We start from the raw sequence: 26,089 nt of genomic DNA, 5'->3' as shown, positions 1-26,089 counted from the left end.
GCTTATAATGTCTGTTGCAACGTAAAGCCAAAAGACATAGGTTCCGCGCGATTTCAAGATAGGCTGGCGTTTTGTTCGCGCCGGTTGCAAGGGGAGCATTGGCGGATGAACTCATATGTGAACATGGGCGTGGGTGCCTTTCTTGGTACTGTCTTTGTTTTGATGTCCGTGTCGATCGCATCGGAAGGCATTTTCCATTCGGAAGTTCCTGAAAAGGAAGGCTTTGCCATCATTGCCGCGGAAGGCGCATCCGAAGCGGGCGGCGATGCGCAGGCCGAAGTCGAGGTTGATATCAAGCCGCTGCTGGCGGCAGCCGACGCGACCGCGGGCGCGACCGTGTTCAAGAAATGCGCGAGCTGTCACACCGCCGAGAAGGGAGGGCCCAACAAGGTTGGCCCTAACCTCTGGGGCGTCGTCGAGCGGCCGATCGCCTCGCATGAAGGCTTCAGCTATTCGGCCGGCATGAAGACATTCGCCGAAGCCAACAAGACCTGGACCTACGATCACCTGAGCTTCTTCGTCGAAGCGCCGAAGAAGCATGTTCCCGGCACCGCGATGGGCTTTGCCGGCGTCAAGAAGCCGGATGAACGCGCCAACCTGATTGCCTGGCTGCGCGAACAGTCCGATTCGCCGGTCGCATTGCCCGACGTATCCGCAGCCGCGGCGCCTGCCGCCGGAGGCGAAGCTGCCAAGCCTGCCACGGAAGGGGAGGCTGCAAAGCCGGCGACAGAGGCAGCACCTGCTCAATAAAAGCTGGCCTCCAGAGGCCGTTGAAAGAACCAGGCCCGGCCATGCGCCGGGCTTTTTCATGTCCGCGTTCAGGCCGCCGTTTGCTACAGCAGGAGATAGGCCCAGGCGGAAACCGAGACGACGCCGAGCGCGGTGGTGAGGGTGATCGTCGAGGAGGCGAGCCCGTGGCCGACGTTGAAATGATTGGCGATCAGCCAGGCGTTGACGCCCGTGGGGACCGATGAGGTCAGAACCAGCGCCGCCGTCCAGTGGCTGTTGAGGCCGAGCAGCTGGCAGGCGCCGTAGACGGCCGCCGGCAGGACGATCAGCTTCAGGGCGCTGGTGATCGAGGCAAGGCCGGTATTGCCGGCAAGGCCGTATTTATCGAGCGCCATGCCGATCGAGATCAGCGCGGCCGGGGCTGCCACGCCGGCCAGCTGGTCGACGACGATCTTGACCGGACCGCCGAGCGGCACGCCGATCAGATGGAACAGCGCTCCGAGCACCAGGCCGATGACCAGCGGATTGCGCACCAGATTGCGCAGGATGCCTTTCAGCAGTCTGAGCGGGCTCTGTCCGGGCTTGCCGCTGGTCTTGCGTTCGGCCCGCTCCATCAGGATCGTGCCGGTGATCATCATCACCGGCAGATGCACCGACAGCAGGATGGACAGGGCCACCACACCTTCCTCGCCAACGCTGCTCGAGACCAGCGGCAGGCCGATGAAGACGGTGTTGGCAAAGGCGGACGAGACGCCGGCAAGCACGCCGACGCGCGCATCCTTCTTGAAAAACAGCGTCGCGGCCAGATGTCCGAGCGTCCAGGTGACGGCGACGCCGGAGAAATAGGCGACCCAGAGCGGCCAGGGCGAACCGTCGCGGAAATCGGCTTCGGCAATGGTGCGAAACAGAAGCACCGGCACGGCGACCCGAAAGACGAAATCGCCGAGCCCGTCCCCGACCGCCGCCTTCAGATAGTTCATCCGCACGATCAGCCAGCCAAGCAGGATCAGCACGAAAATCGGCACGACATTCAGGAAGACATCGGACATCAGGCGCAGCCTTGTGGCAAAAGGAGTATCCGCCATAGACCCATTCGGCGGGATGCCGCAACCCGAGACGATGCCAAGTGCCGGGCAGGACGCATATTTCACGCAAGGCTCATGTGACAGAATGGCGACAGGAGGTGGCCCGATGATTGAAAAATGGTGGCAGGAACCTGTCGTCCTTGAACTCGACGGGATAGGAAAATACCGAACCATCCGCAATACGCGCGAAGCGGCGGAATGCCTTCTCGACACATGGCCCGTTCATGACGGCAACGCCTACAAGGCGGCAATCCGGATGTGCGGCCACGTGCTGCGCGGCGAACAGCCGGTCGACTACGCCCGCCAGGACTTCATCGCCGCGGCCGTCGAGGCATTCATCCATGTGAGAGCATAGAAGGCGGAACATTCGCGGAAAGCTTGCGTTGTGTCCTGGAAGGGACACCATGGCCATGCACAAGCAGATCTACATTCACCGGGACGATCACCCGGATCTTGCCGGTGATGACCTGGCCGGCAAGGTGCTGCGTTATCTCCGCTATGCCACGCTGATCGATACGTCCGGCCTGTCGGTGATGGCATTCGGCCGCATCGTCGTGCTCAGCGGTCATGTTTCCTGCGAAAGCGAGATCGGCTGTATCGGGGAAGCCGCCGCCGCGGTGGTCGGCGTGCATCGCATCGATAACCGGCTGGAAGCGCGGAAGGTGTAGCCGATCTGCAGACAGGCCTCGCACTCCGAATGGGCCGGCGGCTCAGTTCAGCGGCGCGCTTTCGCTCTGGAACGTTGCGCCGCTATCGGCGGGCTTCTTTTTGGGCAGCGGCCGGATGTTTCCGGAAAGAAGATCCACCGGCGTTGCCACCGTGGTTGCCGCGACCTTGCCGACGGTGTTGACGGTTCCGGCAACGATGGCCGTGATGCCGTCGCCGACGCCGATATCGGAATCCGTCAGCGTCTGGCCGGTAACCAGCCGCTGGCCGATCAGCTGCACGATCTGCGGGCTTTCGGCGAATTTTCCGTGGTTCAGCCGGTCGGTGGATTTCACCTTGGTCAGGTCGACGACGGTGATGCCGGCATTCTCCAGCTTGGTCCTGTAGGGTTCTTCCGCCGGATTGATCTGCCCCAGCCGCTGCACGTCGCCGGAAATATAGCGCGACAGGGCCAATGCCCGGTCGTCCTGCGAGACGAAGATGGTGAAGTTGGGCTTCCTGTCGCCCAGCTCGCTCCATTGCCGGGAAAACACATCGACATCGATATCCGGCGATGCGAGGATGACGTTCTCGATTTTCTTCGGCAGGCTGCCGTCGCGGATCGCCATCTGGCGGATCGATTCCATTGCCAGCCAGGTCCCCATCGAATGGGCGAGGATGGTGATGTCCTTGATATTCTTGTCTTCGACCAGCGCCTTCAGCGTCATTTCCAGCGCGGTGCGCGAATAGTTGGTGCTTTCCTTGTCGTAATTGTAGTCGAACACCTTGGCCCGGGATGGCCAGGTGAACAGGATTGGCGTCACATCGGCACCGGAATCGTGCACGATCTGGGCAAAGCGGAAGACCGAATCCTCATAGGTGTTGTTGAAGCCGTGGATGAACACCATCGCATGGCCGCCGGAGGCATGCCGGTGCACCCAGTCGCGGCCCTGCTGCGCGGTTGCCAGCGGCTGCACCCGGACCACGGCGAAATCCGTTTCCGGATTGGGCGGCAGTTTTTTCGGCCATTGCACGGTACCGGCGGCGCGCACCTTGCCGGATGGTATGGAGACGGCGACATCGGTGATCGACGGGAGCGCGCTGCGCTCGCCGGAAAACAGGGTGGCGGGATTGTCGGACGGCTGGCGGCTGGTCGCCACCAGCATGTCGACGACGGCATTGCCCCTTGGTTCGGCGGCAAGGTCAAGCGGCTGCATGACGCCCTTGACATGGCCGCCGCAGGCACTGAGCGCCAGGACGAGCGGCAGCGTGACGGCCATGCGCCGGAGAGATCCCGGCGATGCCGGCGTGACGGGCCTGCCGTTCGATACTGGGGTCATGGATAGGCTTCCAACGAAAACAGGACGTCACGAAACAGGCCGGAATTGCGAGCGCGACTCCGCCCATAGTCGGCTGCCGCCGTCAAGTCCGGCGTCTGCAACTTCGCCGGACGGATCGGCCCATGACGCAGCTTGCTATTGTATTTTTGACACAGCCTGCCAGCCGACGAGCGTCGTTCTGGCGGCTTTTCCGCTGCCGCGGCCGGATATTGATCGGCGGCTGGAAGTTTCCGGTCGAGCGGGAACAATGTGGGGCAGGTCGCCCGGGGAAAGACCGGCCGGGCCGAGGTGCAGACAAGGAACAGCCGGATCGTTTACCCGGACAGGCCCTGCAATCCCAGCGCCGCATTGCGGCGCAGGTCGGCGATCGCGGTGCGGAGTTCCTCCTCCTCCCAGCCTGCAGCCAGACCGCCCTGGACCAGCCGGGCTTCGATATCCTCTTCCCTGAGCGTCTCGTCCTCCGACAGGTGCCGGAGCGCCGTTTCGAGCGCTTCTTCACAATCGAGTGCACGGTCTGCGTCGCCGATCGGACGCTTGGGGGATGCAACATAGGTCATGCACATGTCTCCTTGAGCGGGAACATCGAGGCTATGGCGGACCGGCACGTTATAAGCCGGATCGCCCCGTTATACAGCATATGTGCCGTTGAAACGATGCTTGGGTGTGGATTACGACCGATCGCGGTCCGGCGGGCTTGGGCCTTCGTCTCGGGGCAAGGAAAGATGTCCGACCCTATAGGCTTGGACGTCTTTGGCTCCCTGATCTTGCCTTTCCGGCGGGACCTGCCAAAGCCGAAACTTCACCACTGTCCAACCGGTTGGATCGAAAGCCGCAACAGCCGCGAGCGCGCCACCGTGAACCGCCGTTTGTGCATCAGTGACGGCGTCGGTTCGCAATGACGCCAGATCGGAATGAGGGAGGATCGGTACGATCTCGCGGGTCGCGAACCGCGCTTCGCCAAGGTTGGGCTGGAGTTCGGCGTGCCAGACCACCCATGTCCGCACACTTGGCCATCCGAAATCCCGTGACACGGCGGCAAAGCCAGGACTGGTCAGAAACGCATCGAGCCCTTCCGGCTGATCCCAGAGGTAGAACGGCGCATAAAGGTTGTCCGCGGTTGTGACGTCGCTGTCGTGCTTGCGGGCAGAGAGATACGCCTTGAATCGCAGGCGTGGAAAACCGTCGAGCAACGGCCCCTTGTCGCGGATGCGCCGGTCGATGATCGTCATATCGTAGTCAGCCGGCAGGACGAAGCTATATTGCATCGCGATCATGAGCATTCCGCCATAGGCGCGACCGGCTCCATCCAGTGGACGGCGGTTCCATCCTTCACCGGCTGGACGCTGATATAACCGAAAGGGCTGGCAGGGCCCGCGCCGTGCCAATGGCGTTCGCCGGGACCAAACCAGATGCAGTCGCCCGCGCAGACTTCGACGACATCGCCGCCGTCGCGCTGGACGAGGCCAACGCCGTCCAAGACAAACAAAAGCTGTCCGCGCGGATGGCTGTGCCAATGGGTGACGACACCTGGGTCGATGAAGGCGCGCATGGCCGTCATCTCGCCCTCGGCCCTGCTTGAAAGCAGCATCTGCACGCGGAACGGGCCGCTTGCGATACTCTCCGGCGCGAGCGTGATTCCGACGCTGTCGCGCACGATGGTCATTGCCTGCGGGCAGACGGTCTCCATGTCGAATGGATTGCTCATCAGTCGCCGTCCCGTGCCGGCGCGGCGGCCGAAATGCCGGAAGCAAAAGACCAATCCTCGAAGGTCGAGTTGGCGATCACAATCATTACGTCTTCCGGCCTGACGCCCGGCGCTTCGGCGAGGTTATCGACCAGACGGCGAAAAAATCGCGCCTTGGTTTCCGCAGAGCGGTTCTTTCCCGTAGTGATGTGAAAGATCATATAGTCGTCCGAGCGCGGACCGCCACGATAGGTGCGATCGAACACAAGCTCTCCGGGTTGATGCGCGTGGAACACCGCGAAACGATCATTTTCCGGCACGTCAAAACACTCGACAAGGGCGCGGTCGAGGCTGTCGGAAACAGCGGAAATGTAGTGGGAAGACTTTCCCGCGAGCAGGGATATTCGGGTGAAGGGCATGGCAGACTCCGTGAGGGTGATTGACATGCACATTATCGGGCACCAAAATAATCCTGAAAATCAAATTATTCAGGACTAATAATCCTGTTAAACAGGATGATTGACGTGCGCCTTACCAACTTGGACATGGACGCCCTGCGCAGCTTCGCCATCGGCATGGAGGCCGGGTCCTTTGCCCAGGCTGCCGACCGGCTGGGGCGGTCGACCTCGGCGGTCAGCGCGCAACTCAAGAAACTCGAAGAGCAGGCCGGCGTAACGTTGGTGCGCAAGGCAGGGCGCGGACTGACGCTGACCGATAGCGGCGAAGTCCTTCTGTCCTATGCACGGCGACTGCTCGACCTCAACGATGAGGCGATGAGCGCTGTAAGGGGCGTGGAACTGGAGGGCTGGATCAGGTTCGGACTTCAAGAGGATTTCGGTGAAACCGTTCTGCCGGAGGTGCTCGGTCGCTTCGCGCGCGCCCATCCCAAAGTCAGGATCGAAGGACGGATCGCGCGCAACAGCGAACTCAAGGATAGGATCGCGTCAGGGCATCTCGATCTCGCGCTTGCCTGGGACGACGGCTCCCCATTCGCCGCCACCGCCGACCGGATCGCCGCCGTACCGCTGTGCTGGCTGGGCGCGGCAGGCCGTGAGCCTGCATGGCTTCCAGATGGCCGTGAACCACTGCCGCTCGCTGCCCTGGAAGCTCCATGCCTCCTGCGCACCATCGCGTGCGAGCATCTCGACCGGCAGGGCCTTGCCTGGCGTATCGCCTTTGTCAGTCCAAGCCTCGGTGGACTTTGGGCTGCCACCGCTGCGGGACTGGGCATCGCTTTGCGCACGCCCGTTGGACGACCGCAATCCATCCGCCAGCTTGAGCCGCGATCTCACGGCCTGCCAGACTTGCCGTCGCTCGGGTTGGCGCTCTTTCACGCCGGAAAGGAGCCCAGCCCCTTGACCGCACATCTGGCCGTGATCATCCGGCAGGCTCTTTGGGAAACACTGCCCGCCGAATGGCTGACGCAACAGGCCATCGAACGGTCACCGGCTGCCTGACGTCTCATACGCTTGCCCGCATGGGTCTTTAACTTGGTGTGCAACCGCACCGCCAATCGGCGCACGATGTGAGCGGCCTCCGATGCAAATCCGCCGGATCGAATGCGTTCACGATTTATTGGGTAAGTACCTGAGTCTGTTGCGGCGGCAATCGAGGGCGTTTGCGTACTTGCCGTGCGGAACATTGCGTAATCAGGGAAAATGGCGGACAGAGCGGGATTCGAACCCGCGATACGCTCTCACGTATACACACTTTCCAGGCGTGCGCCTTCAACCACTCGGCCACCTGTCCGTTTTGTCAATCGCACCGGCGGTTGGGTCCGGTGGATCAGAGACAAGCGCTTGCTTTCTCCTGAAACCCGTTCGGCGCTGCCAAGCCGGGTTGCCCGCCAGTTGAAAAACCTGCGGACCGGCGCGATATATACCGATGAACTCCGCAGGATCAACTGATTTCTGACAGTTTTTTGACTTCTTATGGTGCGGGCCTGTGAAAGGCCGGCATTGCACTTCTCCAGGCCTGTGCCTATGTCTTGTTATAGTTGGTAAAATGCAGTCCGGCCGGCGCGGAGGCGGGCTGGGGTGGAGAGAGGCGGAATGCGGTTTTTGCTGCGGTTTGCGAGTTTTCTGGCGCTCGTTGTCGCTGTCCTGGTGGCCTCGGTGGATGCCATCCAGTCGGTGTCGGCGTCACAACCGGTGCTGACACCGCTGGCAACGGTGCTTGCGGCGGGTGGTCCCTCGGCGCAGTCTCTGGTGCAGGCGCTGGAAGCGCCGCATGCGAGCGGCGCGTTTCTGGATCCGGTAATCCGATGGTCGCTGCAGCAGCCGGCCTTTGCCTTCTTCCTGCTGATCGCGCTGCTTTTGTGGATGATCGGCTACAAGCGGCCTCCGGTCGCGGGCCGGTTCTCGGCCTGAGCGCGTGCGGCATTCGCCGCGCCCCTTGACGGATTGACGCATGCGGTGCCGGCCCCAAGACCGGCGCGACCGGTCGGCGGCGGACTTATCCGCCCGATCGAAATGAGCGAAAAAGCGAAAAGGAGAGGGTCATGTTCCTGACCGAGATGTTCAACAAGAAGACCGTGATGCCGGATCCGCAGAGCGCCCTTCCGGGCCGCGAAGCCGAAATCCCGACATCCGCCACCCATTTCGTCAACGGTCATCCGCTCAAGGGACCGTATCCGGCGGGCTACAAGCAGGTGCTGCTGGGAATGGGCTGCTTCTGGGGTGCGGAGCGGCTGCTCTGGCAGATTCCGGGCGTCTACGTGACGGCCGCGGGCTATTCCGGCGGCTTCACGAAGAACCCCACCTACCAGGAAACAACGACGGGCCTCACCGGTCATACCGAAGTCGTGCTGGTCGTCTATGATCCGGTCAAGGTGTCGTTGCCTGCGTTGCTGAAAGTGTTCTTCGAGGAGCATGACCCGACCCAAGGCATGCGCCAGGGCAATGATATCGGCACCACCTATCGCTCGGCGATCTATGTCGAGGACGATGCACAGCTGGCGCAGGCCATTGCGGCCCGCGATGCGTTCCAGGCGGCCCTGAAGGCGGCGGGACACAATGGCGGGATCACTACGGAGATCGCCCGGGCCGGCCTCTTCTATTTCGCCGACGCGGATCATCAGCAGTATCTGGCCAAAAACCCGAACGGTTATTGCGGTCTGCGCGGCACCGGCGTCAGTTGCGCCATTTGAGGCGGCGGACGGGCCGCAGGCGAGGTTGCCCCTGATCTGTGACAGGCACGTTTGATCTGCCGCGCCCCGAATAGGCGCGGCATTTTTGCGCGTGCTGCCGGCATGGGAGATAAGCGCCCGGGGGCGGGCATGGCGAAAAGGTCACAACAGCCGGGAAAGCTTGGCTTTGCGGGCATTTCAGCAATTGCAAAGATGGGAATTTGGGGCTAGTTAAACTTGACTATAAAAAGAAAGTTTTAGACAGGCAGCTTGAGCTGCGCCGCCGAGACACCGGATGACCTTCCAGCCGCGCATGAACAACAGGATTTCCGGGTTTTCCGTCATCGGCGGGCTGAACCGGCGCGCGTGGAACGGCATTGTCGCCGATCTCTGGGATGTCGAATGTGCGCCGGCCGCCGGCGGCTTCTATGTGGCCGACGACCCGCGGCTGTTCATCGTGCTGGATGCCAAGGGTGGCGACCGGCGCAATATCCGGCTGCGTCAGACCCGGCAGGCCGTTGCCGAAGACAGCCGCCGGCAGGTCATTTCCTATATTCCTGCTGGTATGGAACTCTGGGCGGAAATGGTCGATGTCCATTACGTTCGCCATCTCGATCTGCATTTCAATGCCGAGATCCTCAGCCGCCGTCTGATGGAAGACCTCGACAGGCGCAAGCTGGATGTGCCGCGGCTGATGTTTTCGGAGCCGCGCTTCCTGGCACTGGCCGAGTTGATCGCGGCTGAATGCATCAATCCGCAGCCGTTGCACGATCTCTATGGCGATGGGCTTTCGGTGGCACTGTTCGTCGATGTCATGCGGCTGGGTCCTGTCAGGTCGCGCAAGCGCAGCGAACTGGCCGCCTGGCAGCTGCGCCGGTCGATCGACTATATCGAGAGCAATTGCCTGCGCGGCATCCGGCTGGAGGAGCTCGCAGCGCTGACCGGCCTGTCGCAGTCCTATTTCAGCCATGCCTTCAAGGCTTCCACCGGCCTGCCACCGCATCAATGGCAGATGAAGGCCCGCATCGAGCGCGCCAAGCAGCTGATGCTCAAGGGCGAGCTGCCGATGAGCGTGGTTGCGGCAGAAACCGGCTTTGCCGACCAGGCTCATTTCACCCGCGTCTTCCGCAAGACGGTTGGCGCCACGCCGGCGACCTGGGCGAAAAGCCAGAGGGTCTGAGCCTCGGCACCTTGCCAGGGTGCAATGCGGAATATGGACCAGAATCGTTCAATTACCGCAGTCAGAGACAATCCCGGCCGCATATAGTTGAGCTAAACACTCAGCTTATTTTCATGGAAATGCCGGATCGCGTGCCGCCGACGGGGGCGCAAACGCCCGGTTTTGAGCGGGGTGGCGAAGTGATGCGGATCAAGGGGACGGATCTCTACCGGGTATGGATGGCGAGCGCGGCGATCGTGGCGATGGCCGTCCCGCAGGTGGCGCAGGCGCAGGATGCGGCAACGGGCGATGCGACGATGCTGGAGCGCCTGACGATCGAAGGCGGCAAGGACACGGACAGGCAGGCCACAGGGCCGGTTGACGGCTACGTGGCAAAATCCACCGGCACCGGTTCCAAGACGGCGACGCCGGTCTCCGAAATTCCGCAGTCGGTATCCGTCATCGGGCGTCAGGAACTGGACGATCGCGGCGTCGTCACCAAGATCGACGAGGCGCTGCGCTACACCGCCGGCGTTTCGACCGAACCGTTCGGCAGCGATCCGGATACCGACTGGTTCTACATCCGCGGTTTCGACGCGACGCAGACCGGTGTGTTCCTCGATGGCCTCAATCTGTTTTCCTACGGCTTCGGCGGCTTCCAGACGGATGCCTATATGCTGGAGCGTGTCGAGGTGCTCAAAGGTCCGGCCTCGGTTCTTTATGGTGGCTCGAATCCCGGCGGCATCGTCGATCTGGTCCGCAAGCGGCCGCAGGCCGAGCCTGCCTATTCCACCGAGATCGGCATCAACAATTTCGGCAACGCCTTCTTCGGCTTCGATGCCAACGACAAGCTGAACGCCGACGGCACGCTGACCTACCGCATCACCGGCAAGATCGCCGGCGGCGACAATTACTCGGACTATTCGGAAGACCTGCGCGGCTTCCTGATGCCGCAGATCACCTATGCGCCGGATGATGCGACCTCGCTGACGGTCTATGCCATCGCGTCCGCGCTCGACCAGACCCATGTCGGCAACGGCTTTTTGCCTTATGAAGGCACCGTGGTTGACGGCCCATTTGGCGGCAAGATCGACCGCGATTTCTTCTTCGGCGAGCCGGATCACGATTACGGCCGTTATGACCAGCAGATGCTCGGCTACGAGTTCTCGCACGAGTTCGACAACGGCTGGAAGCTCTCGCAGAACCTGCGCTACAGCCATCTCGATAAGGCCGAGGAACTGGTCTATCCCTATGCCTATACGGCGACCAACGATCTCGCTCGCCTCGGCTTCAAGCATGATACCAGCGTCGATAGCTTCAATGTCGACAATCGCGCCGAGAAGGAATTCTCCACCGGTCCGCTCGACCATTCGCTGCTGCTCGGGCTCGACTACAAGAACTATAAGATCGACCAGACACAGGCATCCGCCTGGCCGGCATCGGATCTTGACCCGGAGAACCCGGTCTATGGCAGCGGGTCGCTGATTTATGCTGATCCCTATATCGATAGCGTCACGCGCATGCAGCAGGTCGGTGTCTACGCGCAGGACCAGATCCGGTTCGGCGATGGCTGGCTGCTGACGGCGAACGGCCGTTATGACTATGTCAAAACCGACGTGGACTCCCGGCTTGCGACGGGCTCCTATGAATCGAACGACAGCGCGCTCAGCGGCCGAGTGGGCCTTGCCTACAAATTCGATAATGGCTTAACGCCCTACGTCAGCGCTGCTACCTTCTTCAATCCGCTGGTCGGCACTGTCGTTGGCGGTGGCGCGATGAAGCCGGAGGAGGGCCACCAGTTCGAAGGCGGGATCAAATATGAGCCGACCTTCATTGACGGCGTGTTCACCGCCTCGGTCTATCACATTGTCAAGAAGAACGTGGCGCTGACACGTCGTGACTTCCTGCAGGAACAACTCGGCGAAGTCAGCTCCACTGGCCTCGAGCTGGAGGGTAAGGTCAATCTGGATCAGAACTGGAGGCTGCTCGGCTCCTACACTTACAACGACCTGGAAGTGGCCGAGGACCTCAACGCGGCGCTGGTCGGCAACCGGCCCTACCTGATCCCGACACATCAGGCGGCACTCTGGCTTGAATATCTGGTGACGGACGGTGCGCTGGAAGGCGTCAGTGTTGGCGGCGGCCTGCGCTACCAGGGCGAATCCTATGCCGATATGGCCAATACGGCCAAGGTTCCCGACGCCCTGGTTGCCGACGCTGCCATCCGCTACGAAAAGAACGGCTGGGGCGCTGCGCTCAACGTCACCAACCTGTTCGACAAGGAATATGTCAAGGGTTGCCAGGGCACCTTCACCTGCGGCTATGGCGATCAGCGGACGGTAACGCTGAAGCTCAGCAAATCCTGGTAAGCTGAAACAGTCCCGTATTATAAAGGCCGTGGCGCAAGAGCGCCGCGGCCTTTTGCCGTTTTAATGTTCCGATTCTGCCTCGAAAATCACTGATTTTGCCGTCTTTTTGGGCCATTTACCTTTTTTTACCAATTGAAAAATTTTGAGTGAATTTTGATTTGAGGCATGCAAGGATGCGCCCCAGCCAGACATATCCCTTGAAAAGGGAGTGGTGGTTCCGCAGACATGCTCCCGAAAGAGGGGCTTGCGGGAGGACCCAACAAGATCAATAGCAACAACAGGGCTGCACAATGAAAAAAACCCTCCTCGGTCTCCTTGCCTTCTCGATGATGTCGGCCACGGCGCTCGCCGCCGATATCAAGCCGGCGATCATCTATGATCTCGGCGGCAAGTTCGACAAATCCTTCAATGAGGCAGCCTTCAATGGCGCTGAGAAGTTCAAGACGGAAACCGGCATCGAATACCGCGAATTCGAAATCGCCAACGACGCGCAGCGCGAGCAGGCGCTGCGCCGCTTTGCCGGCGACGGCAACAACCCGATCGTCATGGCCGGCTTTTCCTGGGCCGCGGCGCTTGAAAAGGTCGCCGTCGAATATCCGGATATCAAGTTCGCCATCATCGACATGGTCGTTGACAAGCCGAACGTGAAGTCGGTCGTCTTCAAGGAACAGGAAGGCTCCTACCTCGTCGGCGTCCTGGCCGGCATGGCTTCGAAGTCCAAGACCGTCAGCTTCATCGGCGGCATGGATATTCCGCTAATCCACAAGTTTGCCTGTGGCTACATCGGCGGCGCCAAGTCCGTCGGTCCCGACGTCAAGGTTCTGGAAGCCTATACCGGCACGACGCCGGACGCCTGGAACGATCCGGTCAAGGGCGGCGAAATTGCCAAGTCGCAATTCGATCAGGGATCTGACGTGGTCTATCATGCGGCCGGCGGCACCGGTGTCGGCGTGCTGCAGGCAGCAGCCGATGCGGGCAAGCTCGGTATCGGCGTCGATTCCAACCAGAACGGCATGCAGCCGGGCAAGGTCCTGACCTCGATGCTCAAGCGCGTTGACGTCGCCGTCTATGACGCCTTCTCGTCGGCCAAGAACGACACGTTCACCGTCGGCATTTCCAATCTCGGCCTCAAGGAAGATGGCGTCGGCTATGCGGTCGATGACAACAACAAGGCGCTGATCACGCCGGAAATGCAGGCCGCTGTCGATAAGGTCAAGGCCGATATCATCGCCGGCACAGTCCAGGTTCACGACTATATGTCGGACGAAGCCTGCCCCTATTGATCCCTTGGGGTTTGAATGAAGAAACCGCCGGTCTGTGGAAGGCCGGCGGTTTTTTCCTGTCTGCTCGAGATGTGGACCGGGCGGGCTCAATAATGCGGCGGCCGGGTATTGGCCGGCGCTTCGATGCTCTGTTCTTCGAGGTTGAGAAACCGCTCCGTCAGACGGTCGAGTTTGGCGCGAACCTGCTCGACAACCGTCCACTGCTCCGCCAGTTGGTCCGACAGTTCCTCGATGGTTTTCGCCTGGTGGGCGATCGTCTCTTCGAGCCGGGTGATGCGTGCTTCGCTCATGTTTGTCTCCTGCGGCCGCGCTGTGGTTTCGCGTTTGCGGCTCGTTTATCACATCGATTGCGATTATGCAGGCGATGTGCCGTAATTCCACTCGCGCACGCAACTCTGCGGATGTAAATGGCGCTGGACTCTCTCCAATGAACTGGGAAGAGTGGATGGGCTTTCGATTTTTGGGCTTTCGCGCCCGGATTTCGATGCTAAACTTATACCAATTGGTAAAAAAATCGATGCCGGGACTACTGCTGTCAAAGTGGAGTAAACCGGGCCGAGCTTCGGGGAACATGGGTCAATATGAGCGATATTGCCATCGAGTTGCGTGGCATAGACAAGAGCTTTGGCCTTGTCCATGCCAACAAGAACATCAACCTGACTGTCCGCAAGGGCACCATTCACGGCATCATCGGTGAAAACGGCGCCGGCAAATCGACCCTGATGTCGATCCTCTACGGCTTCTACCAGGCCGATAGCGGCGATATCGTCGTCGATGGCAGCAAGGTAACGATCAAGGACCCGAATGCGGCGATATCGAGCGGTATCGGCATGGTCCACCAGCATTTCATGCTGGTCGAAAACTTCACGGTGCTCGAAAACGTCATGCTCGGCGCCGAAGACAGCCAGATCCTCAATGCCAGCATCTCCAAGGCCCGGGTCGAATTGAAGCGGCTGGAGCGCGAATACGCGCTGGAGGTCAATCCGGATGCGCTGATCGAGGAACTTCCGGTCGGCCTGCAGCAGCGCGTCGAAATCCTCAAGGCCCTCTATCGCAAGGCCGATATTCTCATCCTCGACGAGCCGACGGGCGTCCTGACGCCGCCGGAAGCCGATCACCTGTTCCGCATCCTCGGGCAGCTGAAGGATCAGGGCAAGACGATCATTTTCATCACCCACAAGCTGCGCGAGATCATGGCGATCACCGACGAGGTCTCCGTCATGCGCCGCGGCGAGATGGTGGCAACGCGCAACACCCGTGAAACCTCCGTCGAGGAACTGGCCGAGCTGATGGTCGGCCGTCGCGTTCTGCTACGCGTCGACAAGGGTGCGGCCAATCCGGGTGAGGTGAAGCTGTCGGTCAGGAACCTGACCGTGCGCGACGGGCGTGGCGTGACCATGGTCGACGATGTCTCCTTCGACCTTCGGGCCGGCGAGATCGTCGGCATCGCCGGTGTTGCCGGCAACGGCCAGTCGGAACTGCTGGAGGCGATCTCCGGCATCCGCAAGGCAATCTCTGGCACAGTGCTTCTGAATGGCGAAGCGGTCGATGTCACCGGCCATGCCGATCCCGCCGGTTTGCGCACGAGAGGCCTCGCCCATGTGCCGGAAGATCGCCATCATGTCGGCCTCGTGCTGAAGTTCGAGGAGAGCGAAAACGGCATTCTCGGCTATCATCGGGACAAGAAATATCTGAACGGCGTCTTTCTCAACACCCGGGCGATCCAGGCCGACGCCGAGGAAAAAATCAAGAGATACGATATCCGCCCGCCCAATCCGCGTTTGAAGACCGCCAATTTTTCCGGCGGCAACCAGCAGAAGATCGTGCTGGCGCGCGAGATGGAGCGCAATCCGGATGTGCTGATCATCGGCCAGCCGACACGCGGCGTCGATGTCGGCGCCATCGAATTCATCCACAAGCGGATCATCGAGATGCGGGATCAGGGCAAGGCTGTGCTGCTTGTCTCCGTCGAACTTGATGAAATCCGCGCCCTGTCGGACCGCATTGTCGTGATGTTCGCCGGCCGCGTTGTCGGCGAGCGGGATCCGGATGCGACCGAAGGGGAACTCGGCCTGCTGATGGCCGGGGTCGAAGGCCACAAGGAGGCCGCCGAATGAGCAATCCATATGCGAAACTGCCGGCCTGGGCCGAATATGGCCTGATCCCGCTGGTCAACCTTGTCGTTGCCTTCCTGGTCGCCGGCCTTGTTGTGCTGCTGGTCGGCGAAAATCCGCTCAAAGCCGCCTATCACATGATCAACGGTGCCTTCGGCCGCGGCGAATATATCGGCTTCACGCTCTATTACGCCACGACCTTCATCTTCACCGGCCTCTCGGTAGCCGTCGCCTTCCATGCCGGTCTGTTCAATATCGGCAGCGAGGGGCAGGCCTATATCGGCGGCATCGGTGTGGCGCTCGCCTGTCTCTGGCTCGATCGGACCATGCCGTGGTTCGTGGTCTTTCCGGTGGCGATCATCGGTTCCGCCGCCTTTGGCGCGCTCTGGGCCTTCCTGCCCGGCTGGCTGCAGGCCAAGCGCGGCAGCCATATCGTCATCACCACCATCATGTTCAATTTCATCGCTTCCAGCATCATGGTCTATCTTCTGACCAAGGTGATGAAGCCGCTCGGCTCGATGGCCACCCAGACCCGCACCTTCGAGGCGGGCGGGCAATTGCCGAAGCTGGACTGGCTTTTGGCGATCTTCGGACTGAATGTCGGCAATGCGCCGTTCAACGTGTCGTTCCTGCTGGCGCTGCTCGCCGCCTTCGGCGTCTGGGTGCTGATCTGGCGCACGCGGTTCGGCTACGAGTTGCGCACCATGGGCCATAGCCCTTCGGCGGCGCGCTATGCGGGCATCAGCGAAACCCGCATCACCATCATCGTCATGATGATCTCCGGCGGGCTTGCCGGCATGATGGCGTTGAACCCGATCATGGGCGAACAGTTCCGCATGCAGCTGGATTTCGTGCAGGGCGCAGGTTTCGTCGGCATCGCCGTGGCGCTGATGGGCCGCTCCCATCCGGCCGGCATCATTCCGGCGGCGATCCTGTTCGGCATGCTCTATCAGGGCGGTGCCGAAATCGCCTTCGAAATGCCGTCCATCTCGCGCGACATGATCGTCATCATCCAGGGTCTGGTCATCCTGTTTGCCGGCGCACTCGAAAACATGTTCCGCCCCGCGATCGGACGGGCATTTGCAGCCATCGGCAGCCGCTCTGCCGCCGCCGCGCAGACACGGGGAGCCTGAGCCATGGACCTTTTCCAAACCATCATCGCGCTCCTGGAATCGACCATCCGCGTCTCGGTGCCGCTGATTTTTGCCGCCCTTGCCGGATTGTTCACGGAGCGGGCAGGGGTCTTTGACATCGGTCTCGAAGGCAAGATGCTGGGCTCGGCTTTTGCCGCAGCCGCCGTCGCCGCCGTGACCGGCTCCGTCTGGGCGGGGCTTCTCGCCGGTATCCTGATCTCGGTTCTGCTGGCGCTGGTGCATGGCTATGCCTCGATCACCCAGCGCGGCAGCCAGATCGTCTCCGGCGTCGCCATCAATTTCGTCGTTGCCGGTTCGACCGTCATTCTCGGCGAAGCCTGGTTCCGCCAGGGCGGCCGCACGCCGGCGCTGTCGGGCGACGCCCGCTTCCAGACGATCGAATTTCCGTTTGCGGATGCGGTGAAGGAGGTGCCGGTCCTCGGACCGATCTATTCCGATCTGCTGTCCGGCCATTTCATCCTCACCTATCTCGCTTTCGCCATGGTGCCGATCAGCTGGTGGATACTCTATCGCACCCGCTTCGGCCTGCGCCTGCGCGCCGTCGGTGAAAACCCGGGTGCGGTGGATACGGCCGGCATCTCGGTGATCTGGCTGCGCTATCGCGCCGTCATCTGCGCCGGTATCCTCTGCGGCTTTGCCGGCGCCTATCTGTCGCTCGCCATGAATGCCGGCTTCGTCAAGGGCATGACGGCGGGCAAGGGCTATATCGCGCTCGCCGCCCTGATCTTCGCCAAATGGCGGCCGGTCAATATCATGCTGGCCTGCCTGCTGTTCGGTTTCCTCGATGCCTTTGCCATCCGCCTGCAGGGCAATCCGTTGCCGCTGATCGGCCAGGTGCCGGTGCAATTTATGCAGGCGCTGCCCTATATCCTGACCGTCGTCCTGCTTGCCGGCTTTATCGGCAAGGCGATCCCGCCGAAGGCCGGCGGCGTACCCTATGTGAAGGAGCGCTGACCATGGAAAACGAACTTTTCGAAGCGGCACGCGAGGCGATGGCGAAGGCGCATGCGCCCTATTCCAAGTTCCCCGTCGGTGCCGCCATCCGCGCCGAAGACGGCAGGATCTACACCGGCGCCAATATCGAAAACCTGTCCTTTCCGGAAGGCTGGTGCGCCGAGACGACCGCGATCAGCCATATGGTGATGGCCGGTCAGCGCAAGATCGTTGAGGTGGCGGTCATCGCCGAAAAGCTGGCGCTCTGCCCGCCCTGCGGCGGCTGCCGCCAGCGGCTGGCTGAGTTTTCCGGAGCCAGCACCCGCATCTATCTCTGCGACGAGACCGGCGTGAAAAAGACGCTCGCTCTCTCCGATCTGCTGCCGCATTCCTTCGAGACCGAGGTCATCGGATGACCGCCGCTGCCGGGATGCTCAGGAGCCGGCTTGCCGGCCGCTCGCCCCGTTACGGCATCGTGCTGGGCTCGGGGCTCGGGTCGTTGGTCGAGGCGGTGAGCGATCCGGTGCGGATTTCCTATGCCGATATTCCGGGCTTTCCGGTCAGCGCCGTTTCCGGCCATGCCGGTGAACTGGTTGCGGGAGAGATTGGCGGCGTCCCGGTCATCGTCCTGTCCGGCCGTGTCCATTTTTACGAGCGCGGCGACGCCAATGCGATGCGCGGCCCGATCGAGACGCTGAAGGCGCTGGGTGTCGAGACGCTGATCCTCACCAATTCCGCCGGGTCATTGCGCGAAGACCTGCCGCCCGGCTCGGTGATGCAGATCACTGATCATATCAATTTTTCCGGCGTCAGCCCGCTGATCGGCGTCGATAGCGACGATCGTTTCGTCGGGCTTACCTCTGCCTATGATGCGGAACTGACCGAGCGCATGCGTGCTGCGGCGACCAAGCTGGATATTCCGATGGGTTCGGGGGTCTACATGTGGTTCTCCGGTCCGAATTTCGAAACGCCGGCCGAAATCCGCATGGCCCGCATTCTTGGTGCCGATGCGGTCGGCATGTCGACCGTGCCGGAGGTCATTCTCGCCCGCTTCTTCGGCCTGAAGGTCGCGGCCGCCTCGGTCATCACCAATTTTGGTGCCGGCATGACGGGCGGCGAACTCAGCCATCACGAGACCAAGGACATGGCGCCGATCGGCGGCCGGCGGCTTGCGTCCATCCTCACCGAAATGATCTCGTCAGAAGCCTGACCGGCCCGCCCGGTTTGCGCCGCCGCGCGCAACGGCTTTGCGTGATCGCCTCAAGCGTATAGAACAACCGTTCGTGACCGGCCGCCGCCTCGGTCACGAACCACTGCGACCAAGGAAATGGACGGACCCCATGATGCTCGAAGTCAACAATCGCCAGATAGCCGCGCTTTCGCTGTCGTTGCTGGATCTCACCGATCTGACCGACGATTGCACGCCACAGGCGATCGAAGATCTCTGCGCTTCCGCTCGCACGCCGCATGGTCATACGGCCGCGATCTGCATCTGGCCGCGTTTCGTCGCCCAGGCCCGGTCGATCCTTGGGGCCGACAGCGCGGTGAAGATCGCGACCGTGGTCAATTTTCCCGCCGGGGAGCTGCCGGTCGAAACGGTCGTCGCCGAAACGCAGCAGGCGATTGCCGATGGTGCCGACGAGATCGATCTGGTCATTCCTTACCGCGCCTTCATGGCCGGCGATGAGCAGGCGGTCCGCACGATGATCTCGGCGGTGCGGCAGGCCTGCCCGTCGCCTGTCCTGCTGAAGGTCATTCTGGAGACCGGTGAAATGAAGGATCGCGGCCTGATCCGCAACGCCTCGCACATCGCCATCCAGGAAGGTGCCGATTTCATCAAGACCTCCACCGGCAAGGCGGCAATCAATGCAACGCTGGAGGCGGCCGATATCATGCTGACCTGCATTCGCGAAAGTGGCCGCAAGGTCGGCTTCAAGCCGGCCGGCGGTGTGCGCACCATCAGTGACGCCCGCCTCTATCTCAATCTTGCCGCCATGATCCATAGCCCCGATTGGCCGATGCCCTCGACCTTCCGCTTCGGCGCCTCCGGCCTGTTGGACGACATCCTCTCCGTGCTGGAAGACCGCGAACCGGTCGCCGGCGCGACGGCTTACTGATCATGATCCCGCAGGAAATCATCCGCCGGAAGCGAAACGGTGAAGCACTGGAGAAGGCGGATATCGCCGCCTTCGTCCACGGCCTTGCCGATGGGGCGATTTCCGAGGGACAGGTGGCGGCCTTTGCCATGGCCGTCTGGTTTTCCGGCATGAACCTTGACGAGATCGTCGCGCTGACGCTTGCCATGCGCGACAGCGGCGACGTGCTGTCCTGGGCGGATATCGATAGCCCGATCGCCGACAAGCACTCGACCGGCGGCGTCGGCGACAACGTGTCCCTGATGCTGGCGCCGATCGTGGCCGCCTGCGGTCTCGCGGTGCCGATGATCTCCGGCCGGGGGCTGGGGCATACCGGCGGCACACTCGACAAGCTGGAATCGATCCCGGGCTATGACATCAAGCCCTCGGCCGCGCTGTTTCGGCAGACGGTGCGGGAGGCGGGCTGCGCCATCATCGGCCAGACGGCCGATCTCGCACCGGCCGACAGGCGGCTGTATGCCATTCGCGATGTGACGGCGACCGTCGATTCGGTGCCACTGATTACCGCCTCGATCCTGTCGAAGAAGCTTGCGGCCGGCCTGCAATCGCTGGTGCTCGACGTCAAGATCGGCAACGGCGCCTTCATGGTCGGGCTCAAGGAAGCCGAGACGCTGGCCCGTTCGCTGGTCGATGTCGCCAATGGCGCAGGCGTGAAGACGACCGCCCTGATCACCGACATGAACGAACCGCTGGCGGATGCGGCCGGAAACGCCGTCGAAATCGAAAACTGCCTTGCCTTCCTGCGCGGGGAGAAAGCCGGGACCCGCCTTGAAGCGGTGGTGATGTCCTTTGCGGCCGAGATGCTGATGACTTCGGGTATTGCGGCAAGTCCGACGGAGGGAACCGATCTCGCCCGGCGAGCCCTGCAGACCGGCGCGGCGCTGGAACGCTTTGGCCGCATGGTTCACAGCCTCGGCGGCCCCGCCGATTTCGTGGAGCGGCCGCAGGCCTATCTGGTCAAGGCGCCCGTCATTCTCGCTGTCGAAGCGCCGCAGGATGGGTTCCTGCAGAGCTGCGATGCGCGTGATGTCGGAATGGAAGTGATCGCGCTTGGCGGCGGCCGCACCCGGCCGGACGAACCGATCGATCACCGCGTCGGTTTCAGCGGCCTGAAGCCGCTCGGCACGAAGCTTGAAAAAGGCGAGCCCATCGCCTTCGTCCATGCAGCCGGTGTCGATCAGGCCGAGGCATCACGCGCCCGGCTTCTGGAGATTTATGCGATCGGCGACGAAGCACCGCCCGAGCGTCCGGTGATTGTGTCCAAGGTTAGCGGGTCCAGAATTAGCGGGTGAGGTGCAGCGCACCGTTTTCGACCCGGTAGGACGAAAGCCTGTTGAGAAAACTCATGCCGACCAGCATGCCGGACAGGGATTTGTCCGGTAGCACCATGGCCTCGACGTCCCTGACGGCAATCGTGCCGATCTCGACGCGATCGAGCACGACACGGGCGGCCTTGATCGCGCCATTGGCCGTATTGACCTGTGCGCTGAAGGACAGCGAACCAGTGGAAATGCCTAGCCGCCGCGCCGTCGAGATGTTGATGGCGATCACGCTGGCGCCGGTATCCACCAGGCCATCTTGCTTGCGGCCGTTGATCGTGAACGTGCCGAAGAAATGCCCGCCGGCACTAGCCTCCAGCAGCACACCCTTGCCGCCGGCATATTTCGCCGGGCTCGCCTGCGCGGGCTTGGCTGGCGTGTCGTCGGTCGGCGCGCGGTTGAGATAGGACGTGGCAAGACCCGGCAGCAACATGGCGGCAAGGACCATACCTCCGCCAAAGACGGCCAAACGTAAAAGCATCCTGTCCTATCCCGGCTATGGAAACAGCGTTCAGCTAAGCATGAAGCCCACTAACAGGATGCAAAAAGCCGCCGGATTTTCCGGCGGCCGGTGGTTCATGTGAAAATCTGGTTAAGGAATCGGCAAGATTTGGGTCTGCCTGTACGGCGAACCTACTTCGTTCCGTACATCCGGTCGCCGGCATCGCCGAGACCGGGAACGATATAGCCCTGTTCGTTGAGGTGGCTGTCGATCGAGGCGGTATAGATCGGCACATCCGGATGGGCGGCCTGGAAGTTCCGTATGCCCTCGGGGGCGGCGAGCAGGCAGAGGAAGCGCAGCTTGGTGGCACCGCGTTCCTTCAGCTTGTCGATGGCGGCAATCGAGGAGTTGCCGGTGGCCAGCATCGGATCGACGACGATGACGAGCCGTTCGGACATGCTTTCGGGCGCCTTGAAGTAATATTCGACCGCTTCCAGCGTTTCATGGTCGCGGTAGACGCCGACATGCGAGACGCGGGCGGAGGGCACCAGTTCGAGCATGCCTTCGAGCAGGCCGTTGCCGGCGCGCAGGATGGAGGCGAAAACCAGTTTCTTGCCTTCGAGCACCGGCGCCTGGATGGTCTGCATCGGCGTCTCGATGGTTTCCATCGTCAGTTCGAGATCGCGGGTGACCTCGTAGCAGAGCAGGGTGGAAATTTCGCGCAGCAGCCGCCGGAAACCTGCCGTCGAGGTCTCCTTCTTGCGCATGATGGTCAGCTTGTGCTGAACAAGCGGATGATTGATGACTGTAACGCCGTCCATGGCCAAGCCTTCCTGCGGAAACCGGATTTAAAATCCTTTTTTCACGGAAAGCCGCACCGCTGCAAGGCCTCGGCAGCGCTTTGCCCTGTCATCCCCAGCCCACAGGCGCTCAAATCGCTGAGAGCAGGCGCTTTCGCGTCGGCTCGTCGACGAAGGCGGCCTCGATCGCCGTGCGCGTCATGCCGTTGATCTCGTCGTCGCTAAAACCCATCACTTGCGAGGCGATCTCGTATTCCTGTTTCAGCGATGTGTGAAAGAACGGCGGATCGTCGGAGTTGAGCGTCACCCGGCAGCCGGCCTCATAAAGGGCGCGCAACGGATGGGCGGCGAAATCCGGAAAGACCTGCAACGATACGTTGGATCCGGGGCAGGTTTCGAGCACGACGCCTTCGGCGGCGATCCGCTTGACGAGATCGGCATCCTCGATGGCGCGCACGCCGTGACTGATGCGCGACGGGCGCACATGGTCGAGCGCATCGCGCACGCTGAAAGCGCCGACCATCTCGCCGGCATGAATGGTGATGCCGAGGCCGCAATCACGGGCAATATCGAAGGCGCGGGCAAAATCCGCGACCTTGTGCATGCGCTCCTCGCCGGCGAGGTTGAAGCCGGTCACCAGCGGATGCTCCCGTCTGGCCGCGTAAAGAGCCGTTTTCTCGGCCGCTTCCGGCCCCATATGCCGGATAATGGTGATGATCATCCGGCCTTCGATGCCAGTTTTCGCCTTCGCGGCCTCGATGCCGGCGGCAAGCCCGCGGATATAGGCATCGCTGCCGATGCCGATCGTGTTGCCGTGATCGGGCGAAACGATGATCTCGCTGTAGATCGTCCCCGCCTGCGCCAGTTCCGTCAGATAGGCTTCGGCCAGCAGCGCGTAGTCTTCCTCCGTGCGGAAAAGCTCGGCAACGGCGTCGTAGCATGTGAGGAAATGGCTGAAATCCGCCCAGACATAGGCCCCGTCCTCGATGATGCCGCGGACATCGACATTGTATTTGCGCGCCTGGGCAAGGGCGAGCGCCGGTGGAGCAGCACCCTCGATATGGCAGTGCAGCTCAGCCTTCTTCAGATGTGCGGTCACAGAAAACTTCTCCCATGGAGGCCCGGTTCAAGGCCAAGATGTTTGGCTATGCTTTCGCCGATCCCGGCAAAGCCCGGCAGGACACCGATGGATCGGGTGCGGATCTCGGGGCCGAAGACGAGGATCGGTACACGCTCGCGCGTGTGGTCCGTGCCGCGCCAGGTCGGATCGCAGCCGTGGTCGGCCGTCAGGATGACGATATCGCCGGGTTTCAGCTTGCGGTCGAGATCGGGCAGCCGCTGATCGAAGGCTTCGAGAGCTGCGGCATAGCCGGGCACATCGCGGCGGTGACCGTAGAGCATGTCGAAATCGACGAAGTTGGTGAAAACCAGATCTCCGTCTTCGGCCTCGTCCATGGCCTTCAGGGTCGCTTCGAACAGGTCCATGTTGCCATTGGCCTTGATCGTCCGGCCGATCCCCTGATGAGCGAAGATGTCGGCGATCTTGCCGACCGCATGAACGGTTCGGCCCGCCGCCTTCAGCCGGTCGAGAAGGGTCGGTTCGGGCGGCAGCACCGAATAATCCCGGCGGTTGCCGGTGCGGACGAAATCCTTTGGCGTGGTGCCGACAAAAGGCCGGGCGATGACACGGCCGATATTGTAATCGTCGAGCAGGCGGCGCACCGTCTGGCACAATTCCAGCAGTCGTTCCAGGCCGAAGGAATGTTCGTGCGCGGCGATCTGGAAGACGGAATCCGACGAGGTATAGCAGATCGGCTTGCCGGTGCGCATATGCTCATCGCCGTATTGCGCAATGATGTCGGTGCCCGAGGCATGACAGTTGCCGAGAATGCCAGGCACTTCGCCTTCGCGGCAGATCGCCTCGACCAGTTCGGCCGGAAAAGCGTCGCCTTCGTTCGGAAAATAACCCCAGTCGAAGGTCACCGGTGTGCCGGCGATCTCCCAGTGACCGGAGGGCGTATCCTTGCCGCGCGAGACTTCGCTGGCCGCGCCATAGAGCCCGAAAACCCTCTCAGGCAGCGGCATGCCGGCGGGCAGACGCTTGTTGGCGAGTTTTGCCGCATGCAGCAGGCCGAGCGCCGACATGTTGGGAAGCGTCAGCGGCCCCTCGCGCAGGCCCTTCCTGTCACCGGCACCCGCGGCGCAGAATTCGGCGATATGACCGAGCGTATCGGCGCCGTCATCGCCAAATTCGGCAGCGTCCGGGGCTCCGCCGATGCCGAAGGAATCAAGAACGAACAGAAAGGCACGTGCCATGGATCACCCGCAATGCTGCCGCGGGCCGGGCGCGATGGGGCAGACGGCTTGCGACAGGACAGTTGTTGTCCGCCTCTCGCGGTGTTGCGGCGGTTGAGACGAAAGCGCGAGGAATACTCCGGGGCAGGGCAGATTGCAAATGGCGGAACCGCAGCGATGGCCCCGGAACCCCGGTTAGGTCCCGCAACCGCTGCAGGTTATGTGGTCGCCGATGCGCTGGCGCAAATAATAGGTCTTGGAAATATTGAATGACGATGAAGCCGTACCGGAACTCCAGTTCAGCAGTTTCACGGTGTAAGGCACCGTCAGCTCAGTGCGAACGATAAAGGCGTTCATGGTCGAAACATCGTTGGGAATAGCGACCGTCGAGTCTTTTACGTAAGGTGTCGTGGTGGTGACCATGGACGAGGTGTAGCCCTGCGAAGGATCGAGCTTGTCGTTCTCCTTCCAGGACCAGCCACGCGACCATGCGACGACACCCACCCCTGGAGCCGTAATTTTGATGCCGGTTACCTTGAGATTGGACCCCGCAGACAGCGCAAAGGGATCGATGATGCCCCTGACGACCGCCGGCATACCGTCAAGCGCCGAAACCTGCACGGTGTCGTCGCGGGTCGTCATATCCGCGACCGTGCTGGCGGCCCGGGCGACCTTGCGGGCGATGTTGAAGCCGGCGGAGATTTCAAACGCGCCGACATAGGCCACGATCAGCAATGGCAGGACGATGGTGAATTCAATCGCGCCGGTGCCCTTCCGGTCGCGCCAGAACGCTTCGAGCATCCCGGCTTTTCCGAAAAACTTGGCAATATGGCGATGGACTGTTGCTTTCATGGCAATTTCCCTCAGTAGCTTTCACTGCGGAACACCGCCGTCGCCGCCATAAGATAGTCGCTCGGCATGCTGCTGCCGGCGGGACGCAAATTGGTAGTATAGGCACGGTAGTAGTCGACCGTGACGGGCCAGCGGTAATAGGCTCGTACGACGTTGATCGTGTTTGGGCCGCCCGGTGCGAACTTGAAACCGCTGGTATCAAGATCGGAACCGGCTGTTGTGCCTTTCCGGGGAATGCCGGCGCGGACTTCGGAAAAGTCGGCAACGCTTCGCACATCGATGAAAAGCCGGTTTGCCGTTTTACCCTCTGTTGCCGAACAGGTTATCAGGATCGAAATTTCGGCACAGAAAGCCTGCCTGAATTGCTCTTCCGATGTGTACACAACTTCGCCGGTTCGAAGCCTGCGGGCCATCGTATCGGTTGCATTGACGAAAACCTGCTCGGCGATGAAGGCCGTAAATGTTTCGAAAGGCGGAAAGAGCGCAATCAGAAAAACCGGAACCAATATTGCAAATTCAAGAGCCGCAGCACCCGTGCGGTCCCCGATGAGCCGCCGCAGAAAGCCGTTGCCGCGCCGGAAAACCGCATTGCCGGCCATGCCA

At 61.7% G+C, this 26,089-nt stretch carries 29 protein-coding genes and 1 tRNA gene; 16 read left to right on the top strand and 14 right to left on the bottom strand.

The features are described from left to right. The first annotated feature begins 105 nt into the window (after positions 1-105). On the top strand, positions 106-750 hold the full coding sequence (locus ADU59_RS04485; RefSeq protein WP_068952035.1) for a c-type cytochrome: 645 nt from the start codon (positions 106-108) through the stop codon (positions 748-750). A gap of 83 nt (positions 751-833) precedes the next feature. Here the strand turns inward: ADU59_RS04485 and ADU59_RS04480 are convergent, their stop codons facing one another. Further along, the gene (locus ADU59_RS04480; RefSeq protein WP_068952033.1) at positions 834-1,778 is read right to left on the bottom strand and encodes an AEC family transporter; all 945 of its coding nucleotides are present in this window, start codon (positions 1,776-1,778) and stop codon (positions 834-836) included. A 142-nt stretch (positions 1,779-1,920) separates the two neighbouring features. Here ADU59_RS04480 and ADU59_RS04475 point away from each other — a divergent pair, with 142 nt between their 5' ends. Together ADU59_RS04475 and ADU59_RS04470 are read left to right on the top strand one after the other, a co-directional pair. Further along, positions 1,921-2,169 (top strand): DUF982 domain-containing protein, encoded by a 249-nt coding sequence (locus ADU59_RS04475; protein WP_068952031.1) that lies wholly within the window; start codon positions 1,921-1,923, stop codon positions 2,167-2,169. Positions 2,170-2,218: 49 nt separating this feature from the next. Next, positions 2,219-2,482 (top strand): BON domain-containing protein, encoded by a 264-nt coding sequence (locus ADU59_RS04470; protein WP_068952029.1) that lies wholly within the window; start codon positions 2,219-2,221, stop codon positions 2,480-2,482. A gap of 42 nt (positions 2,483-2,524) precedes the next feature. Here the strand turns inward: ADU59_RS04470 and ADU59_RS04465 are convergent, their stop codons facing one another. The 5 genes from ADU59_RS04465 to ADU59_RS04445 all read right to left on the bottom strand — a co-directional run bounded on the left by ADU59_RS04465 (position 2,525) and on the right by ADU59_RS04445 (position 5,902). Beyond that, positions 2,525-3,739, bottom strand: a complete 1,215-nt coding sequence (locus ADU59_RS04465) for an alpha/beta hydrolase (protein ID WP_244506354.1) — start codon at positions 3,737-3,739, stop codon at positions 2,525-2,527. A gap of 374 nt (positions 3,740-4,113) precedes the next feature. Further along, the gene (locus ADU59_RS04460; RefSeq protein ID WP_068952025.1) at positions 4,114-4,356 is read right to left on the bottom strand and encodes a hypothetical protein; all 243 of its coding nucleotides are present in this window, start codon (positions 4,354-4,356) and stop codon (positions 4,114-4,116) included. A gap of 111 nt (positions 4,357-4,467) precedes the next feature. Beyond that, the gene (locus ADU59_RS04455; RefSeq protein ID WP_068952023.1) at positions 4,468-5,073 is read right to left on the bottom strand and encodes a DUF4865 family protein; all 606 of its coding nucleotides are present in this window, start codon (positions 5,071-5,073) and stop codon (positions 4,468-4,470) included. Continuing rightward, entirely contained in the window at positions 5,070-5,504 is a 435-nt protein-coding gene (locus ADU59_RS04450; RefSeq protein WP_068952021.1) for a cupin domain-containing protein, read from the bottom strand. Before ADU59_RS04450 ends, ADU59_RS04455 begins: the two co-directional genes overlap by 4 nt. After that, positions 5,504-5,902, bottom strand: a complete 399-nt coding sequence (locus ADU59_RS04445; RefSeq protein ID WP_068952019.1) for a tautomerase family protein — start codon at positions 5,900-5,902, stop codon at positions 5,504-5,506. The genes ADU59_RS04450 and ADU59_RS04445 overlap by 1 nt, the downstream gene beginning before the upstream one ends. A 105-nt stretch (positions 5,903-6,007) precedes the next feature. On the opposite strand from ADU59_RS04445, the gene ADU59_RS04440 reads away from it, so the two are divergent. Continuing rightward, the gene (locus ADU59_RS04440; RefSeq protein ID WP_068952598.1) at positions 6,008-6,940 is read left to right on the top strand and encodes a LysR substrate-binding domain-containing protein; all 933 of its coding nucleotides are present in this window, start codon (positions 6,008-6,010) and stop codon (positions 6,938-6,940) included. Between the two features lie 202 nt (positions 6,941-7,142). On the opposite strand, the gene ADU59_RS04435 is transcribed toward ADU59_RS04440, so the two are convergent. Beyond that, positions 7,143-7,232 (bottom strand) — tRNA-Ser (locus ADU59_RS04435). Between the two features lie 302 nt (positions 7,233-7,534). On the opposite strand from ADU59_RS04435, the gene ADU59_RS04430 reads away from it, so the two are divergent. The 5 genes from ADU59_RS04430 to ADU59_RS04410 all read left to right on the top strand — a co-directional run bounded on the left by ADU59_RS04430 (position 7,535) and on the right by ADU59_RS04410 (position 13,421). Then, a complete protein-coding gene (locus ADU59_RS04430; RefSeq protein WP_068952017.1) occupies positions 7,535-7,852 on the top strand; it encodes a hypothetical protein in 318 nt (105 codons plus the stop codon). Between the two features lie 131 nt (positions 7,853-7,983). Continuing rightward, positions 7,984-8,631: a peptide-methionine (S)-S-oxide reductase MsrA gene (gene msrA / locus ADU59_RS04425; RefSeq protein ID WP_068952015.1), complete on the top strand. Its 648-nt coding sequence runs from the start codon at positions 7,984-7,986 to the stop codon at positions 8,629-8,631. 274 nt (positions 8,632-8,905) lie between these two features. Beyond that, positions 8,906-9,790, top strand: a complete 885-nt coding sequence (locus ADU59_RS04420) for a helix-turn-helix domain-containing protein (RefSeq protein WP_068952013.1) — start codon at positions 8,906-8,908, stop codon at positions 9,788-9,790. A 182-nt stretch (positions 9,791-9,972) separates the two neighbouring features. Further along, positions 9,973-12,138 carry a TonB-dependent siderophore receptor gene (locus ADU59_RS04415; RefSeq protein WP_068952596.1) on the top strand — a complete coding sequence of 722 codons (2,166 nt, stop codon included), beginning with the start codon at positions 9,973-9,975 and terminating at the stop codon, positions 12,136-12,138. A 290-nt stretch (positions 12,139-12,428) separates the two neighbouring features. Beyond that, a complete protein-coding gene (locus ADU59_RS04410) occupies positions 12,429-13,421 on the top strand; it encodes a BMP family lipoprotein (RefSeq protein ID WP_068952011.1) in 993 nt (330 codons plus the stop codon). Positions 13,422-13,507: 86 nt separating this feature from the next. Here ADU59_RS04410 and ADU59_RS04405 read toward each other — a convergent pair whose 3' ends face one another. Further along, the gene (locus tag ADU59_RS04405) at positions 13,508-13,711 is read right to left on the bottom strand and encodes a SlyX family protein (RefSeq protein ID WP_068952009.1); all 204 of its coding nucleotides are present in this window, start codon (positions 13,709-13,711) and stop codon (positions 13,508-13,510) included. A 291-nt stretch (positions 13,712-14,002) separates the two neighbouring features. Between ADU59_RS04405 and ADU59_RS04400 the strand changes: the two genes are divergently transcribed. The 7 genes from ADU59_RS04400 (at position 14,003) to deoA (ending at position 21,070) form a co-directional block, all read left to right on the top strand. Continuing rightward, positions 14,003-15,538, top strand: a complete 1,536-nt coding sequence (locus ADU59_RS04400; RefSeq protein ID WP_068952007.1) for an ABC transporter ATP-binding protein — start codon at positions 14,003-14,005, stop codon at positions 15,536-15,538. Then, the gene (locus ADU59_RS04395; RefSeq protein WP_068952005.1) at positions 15,535-16,668 is read left to right on the top strand and encodes an ABC transporter permease; all 1,134 of its coding nucleotides are present in this window, start codon (positions 15,535-15,537) and stop codon (positions 16,666-16,668) included. Before ADU59_RS04400 ends, ADU59_RS04395 begins: the two co-directional genes overlap by 4 nt. 3 nt (positions 16,669-16,671) lie before the next feature. Beyond that, positions 16,672-17,643, top strand: a complete 972-nt coding sequence (locus ADU59_RS04390) for an ABC transporter permease (protein WP_068952003.1) — start codon at positions 16,672-16,674, stop codon at positions 17,641-17,643. A 2-nt stretch (positions 17,644-17,645) separates the two neighbouring features. Then, a complete protein-coding gene (locus ADU59_RS04385) occupies positions 17,646-18,038 on the top strand; it encodes a cytidine deaminase (protein ID WP_099050742.1) in 393 nt (130 codons plus the stop codon). Then, positions 18,035-18,832, top strand: a complete 798-nt coding sequence (locus tag ADU59_RS04380) for a purine-nucleoside phosphorylase (RefSeq protein ID WP_068952001.1) — start codon at positions 18,035-18,037, stop codon at positions 18,830-18,832. Before ADU59_RS04385 ends, ADU59_RS04380 begins: the two co-directional genes overlap by 4 nt. Positions 18,833-18,965: 133 nt before the next feature. Next, entirely contained in the window at positions 18,966-19,739 is a 774-nt protein-coding gene (gene deoC, locus ADU59_RS04375) for a deoxyribose-phosphate aldolase (RefSeq protein WP_068952590.1), read from the top strand. After that, positions 19,736-21,070: a thymidine phosphorylase gene (gene deoA, locus ADU59_RS04370; protein WP_068952592.1), complete on the top strand. Its 1,335-nt coding sequence runs from the start codon at positions 19,736-19,738 to the stop codon at positions 21,068-21,070. The genes deoC and deoA overlap by 4 nt, the downstream gene beginning before the upstream one ends. On the opposite strand, the gene ADU59_RS04365 is transcribed toward deoA, so the two are convergent. From ADU59_RS04365 to ADU59_RS04340, 6 genes are all read right to left on the bottom strand, one after another. Then, entirely contained in the window at positions 21,060-21,578 is a 519-nt protein-coding gene (locus ADU59_RS04365) for a TIGR02281 family clan AA aspartic protease (protein WP_068951999.1), read from the bottom strand. The genes deoA and ADU59_RS04365 overlap by 11 nt on opposite strands. 152 nt (positions 21,579-21,730) lie before the next feature. Then, positions 21,731-22,360: a uracil phosphoribosyltransferase gene (gene upp, locus ADU59_RS04360; protein WP_068951997.1), complete on the bottom strand. Its 630-nt coding sequence runs from the start codon at positions 22,358-22,360 to the stop codon at positions 21,731-21,733. Between the two features lie 109 nt (positions 22,361-22,469). Continuing rightward, the gene (locus ADU59_RS04355) at positions 22,470-23,438 is read right to left on the bottom strand and encodes an adenosine deaminase (protein WP_068951995.1); all 969 of its coding nucleotides are present in this window, start codon (positions 23,436-23,438) and stop codon (positions 22,470-22,472) included. After that, positions 23,435-24,655 (bottom strand): phosphopentomutase, encoded by a 1,221-nt coding sequence (locus ADU59_RS04350; protein WP_068951994.1) that lies wholly within the window; start codon positions 24,653-24,655, stop codon positions 23,435-23,437. Before ADU59_RS04350 ends, ADU59_RS04355 begins: the two co-directional genes overlap by 4 nt. Before the next feature lie 174 nt (positions 24,656-24,829). Beyond that, positions 24,830-25,486 (bottom strand): TadE/TadG family type IV pilus assembly protein, encoded by a 657-nt coding sequence (locus ADU59_RS04345; protein ID WP_083198116.1) that lies wholly within the window; start codon positions 25,484-25,486, stop codon positions 24,830-24,832. An 11-nt stretch (positions 25,487-25,497) separates the two neighbouring features. Then, on the bottom strand, positions 25,498-26,085 hold the full coding sequence (locus ADU59_RS04340) for a TadE/TadG family type IV pilus assembly protein (RefSeq protein ID WP_068951991.1): 588 nt from the start codon (positions 26,083-26,085) through the stop codon (positions 25,498-25,500). Positions 26,086-26,089: the final 4 nt, after the last annotated feature.

The sequence above is a fragment of the Pararhizobium polonicum genome (assembly GCF_001687365.1).
Lineage (GTDB): Bacteria > Pseudomonadota > Alphaproteobacteria > Rhizobiales > Rhizobiaceae > Pararhizobium > Pararhizobium polonicum.
Note: the sequence above shows the minus strand (reverse complement) of the source record. Positions and strands in the feature narration are given on the sequence as shown.

What these genes read in the sequence shown, in the direction of transcription:
- ADU59_RS04475 (WP_068952031.1), top strand. Translation starts at nt 1,921, where the DNA reads ATGATTGAAAAATGGTGGCAGGAACCTGTCGTCCTTGAACTCGACGGG.
- ADU59_RS04345 (WP_083198116.1), bottom strand. Translation starts at nt 25,486, where the DNA reads ATGAAAGCAACAGTCCATCGCCATATTGCCAAGTTTTTCGGAAAAGCC.
- ADU59_RS04460 (WP_068952025.1), bottom strand. Translation starts at nt 4,356, where the DNA reads ATGACCTATGTTGCATCCCCCAAGCGTCCGATCGGCGACGCAGACCGT.
- ADU59_RS04485 (WP_068952035.1), top strand. Translation starts at nt 106, where the DNA reads ATGAACTCATATGTGAACATGGGCGTGGGTGCCTTTCTTGGTACTGTC.
- ADU59_RS04410 (WP_068952011.1), top strand. Translation starts at nt 12,429, where the DNA reads ATGAAAAAAACCCTCCTCGGTCTCCTTGCCTTCTCGATGATGTCGGCC.
- ADU59_RS04430 (WP_068952017.1), top strand. Translation starts at nt 7,535, where the DNA reads ATGCGGTTTTTGCTGCGGTTTGCGAGTTTTCTGGCGCTCGTTGTCGCT.
- ADU59_RS04365 (WP_068951999.1), bottom strand. Translation starts at nt 21,578, where the DNA reads ATGCTTTTACGTTTGGCCGTCTTTGGCGGAGGTATGGTCCTTGCCGCC.
- ADU59_RS04470 (WP_068952029.1), top strand. Translation starts at nt 2,219, where the DNA reads ATGGCCATGCACAAGCAGATCTACATTCACCGGGACGATCACCCGGAT.
- ADU59_RS04385 (WP_099050742.1), top strand. Translation starts at nt 17,646, where the DNA reads ATGGAAAACGAACTTTTCGAAGCGGCACGCGAGGCGATGGCGAAGGCG.
- deoC (WP_068952590.1), top strand. Translation starts at nt 18,966, where the DNA reads ATGCTCGAAGTCAACAATCGCCAGATAGCCGCGCTTTCGCTGTCGTTG.
- msrA (WP_068952015.1), top strand. Translation starts at nt 7,984, where the DNA reads ATGTTCCTGACCGAGATGTTCAACAAGAAGACCGTGATGCCGGATCCG.
- ADU59_RS04455 (WP_068952023.1), bottom strand. Translation starts at nt 5,073, where the DNA reads ATGATCGCGATGCAATATAGCTTCGTCCTGCCGGCTGACTACGATATG.
- upp (WP_068951997.1), bottom strand. Translation starts at nt 22,360, where the DNA reads ATGGACGGCGTTACAGTCATCAATCATCCGCTTGTTCAGCACAAGCTG.
- ADU59_RS04340 (WP_068951991.1), bottom strand. Translation starts at nt 26,085, where the DNA reads ATGGCCGGCAATGCGGTTTTCCGGCGCGGCAACGGCTTTCTGCGGCGG.
- ADU59_RS04405 (WP_068952009.1), bottom strand. Translation starts at nt 13,711, where the DNA reads ATGAGCGAAGCACGCATCACCCGGCTCGAAGAGACGATCGCCCACCAG.
- ADU59_RS04465 (WP_244506354.1), bottom strand. Translation starts at nt 3,739, where the DNA reads ATGGCCGTCACGCTGCCGCTCGTCCTGGCGCTCAGTGCCTGCGGCGGC.
- ADU59_RS04390 (WP_068952003.1), top strand. Translation starts at nt 16,672, where the DNA reads ATGGACCTTTTCCAAACCATCATCGCGCTCCTGGAATCGACCATCCGC.
- ADU59_RS04395 (WP_068952005.1), top strand. Translation starts at nt 15,535, where the DNA reads ATGAGCAATCCATATGCGAAACTGCCGGCCTGGGCCGAATATGGCCTG.
- ADU59_RS04400 (WP_068952007.1), top strand. Translation starts at nt 14,003, where the DNA reads ATGAGCGATATTGCCATCGAGTTGCGTGGCATAGACAAGAGCTTTGGC.
- ADU59_RS04380 (WP_068952001.1), top strand. Translation starts at nt 18,035, where the DNA reads ATGACCGCCGCTGCCGGGATGCTCAGGAGCCGGCTTGCCGGCCGCTCG.
- ADU59_RS04445 (WP_068952019.1), bottom strand. Translation starts at nt 5,902, where the DNA reads ATGCCCTTCACCCGAATATCCCTGCTCGCGGGAAAGTCTTCCCACTAC.
- ADU59_RS04415 (WP_068952596.1), top strand. Translation starts at nt 9,973, where the DNA reads ATGCGGATCAAGGGGACGGATCTCTACCGGGTATGGATGGCGAGCGCG.
- ADU59_RS04350 (WP_068951994.1), bottom strand. Translation starts at nt 24,655, where the DNA reads ATGGCACGTGCCTTTCTGTTCGTTCTTGATTCCTTCGGCATCGGCGGA.
- ADU59_RS04420 (WP_068952013.1), top strand. Translation starts at nt 8,906, where the DNA reads ATGACCTTCCAGCCGCGCATGAACAACAGGATTTCCGGGTTTTCCGTC.
- ADU59_RS04450 (WP_068952021.1), bottom strand. Translation starts at nt 5,504, where the DNA reads ATGAGCAATCCATTCGACATGGAGACCGTCTGCCCGCAGGCAATGACC.
- ADU59_RS04480 (WP_068952033.1), bottom strand. Translation starts at nt 1,778, where the DNA reads ATGTCCGATGTCTTCCTGAATGTCGTGCCGATTTTCGTGCTGATCCTG.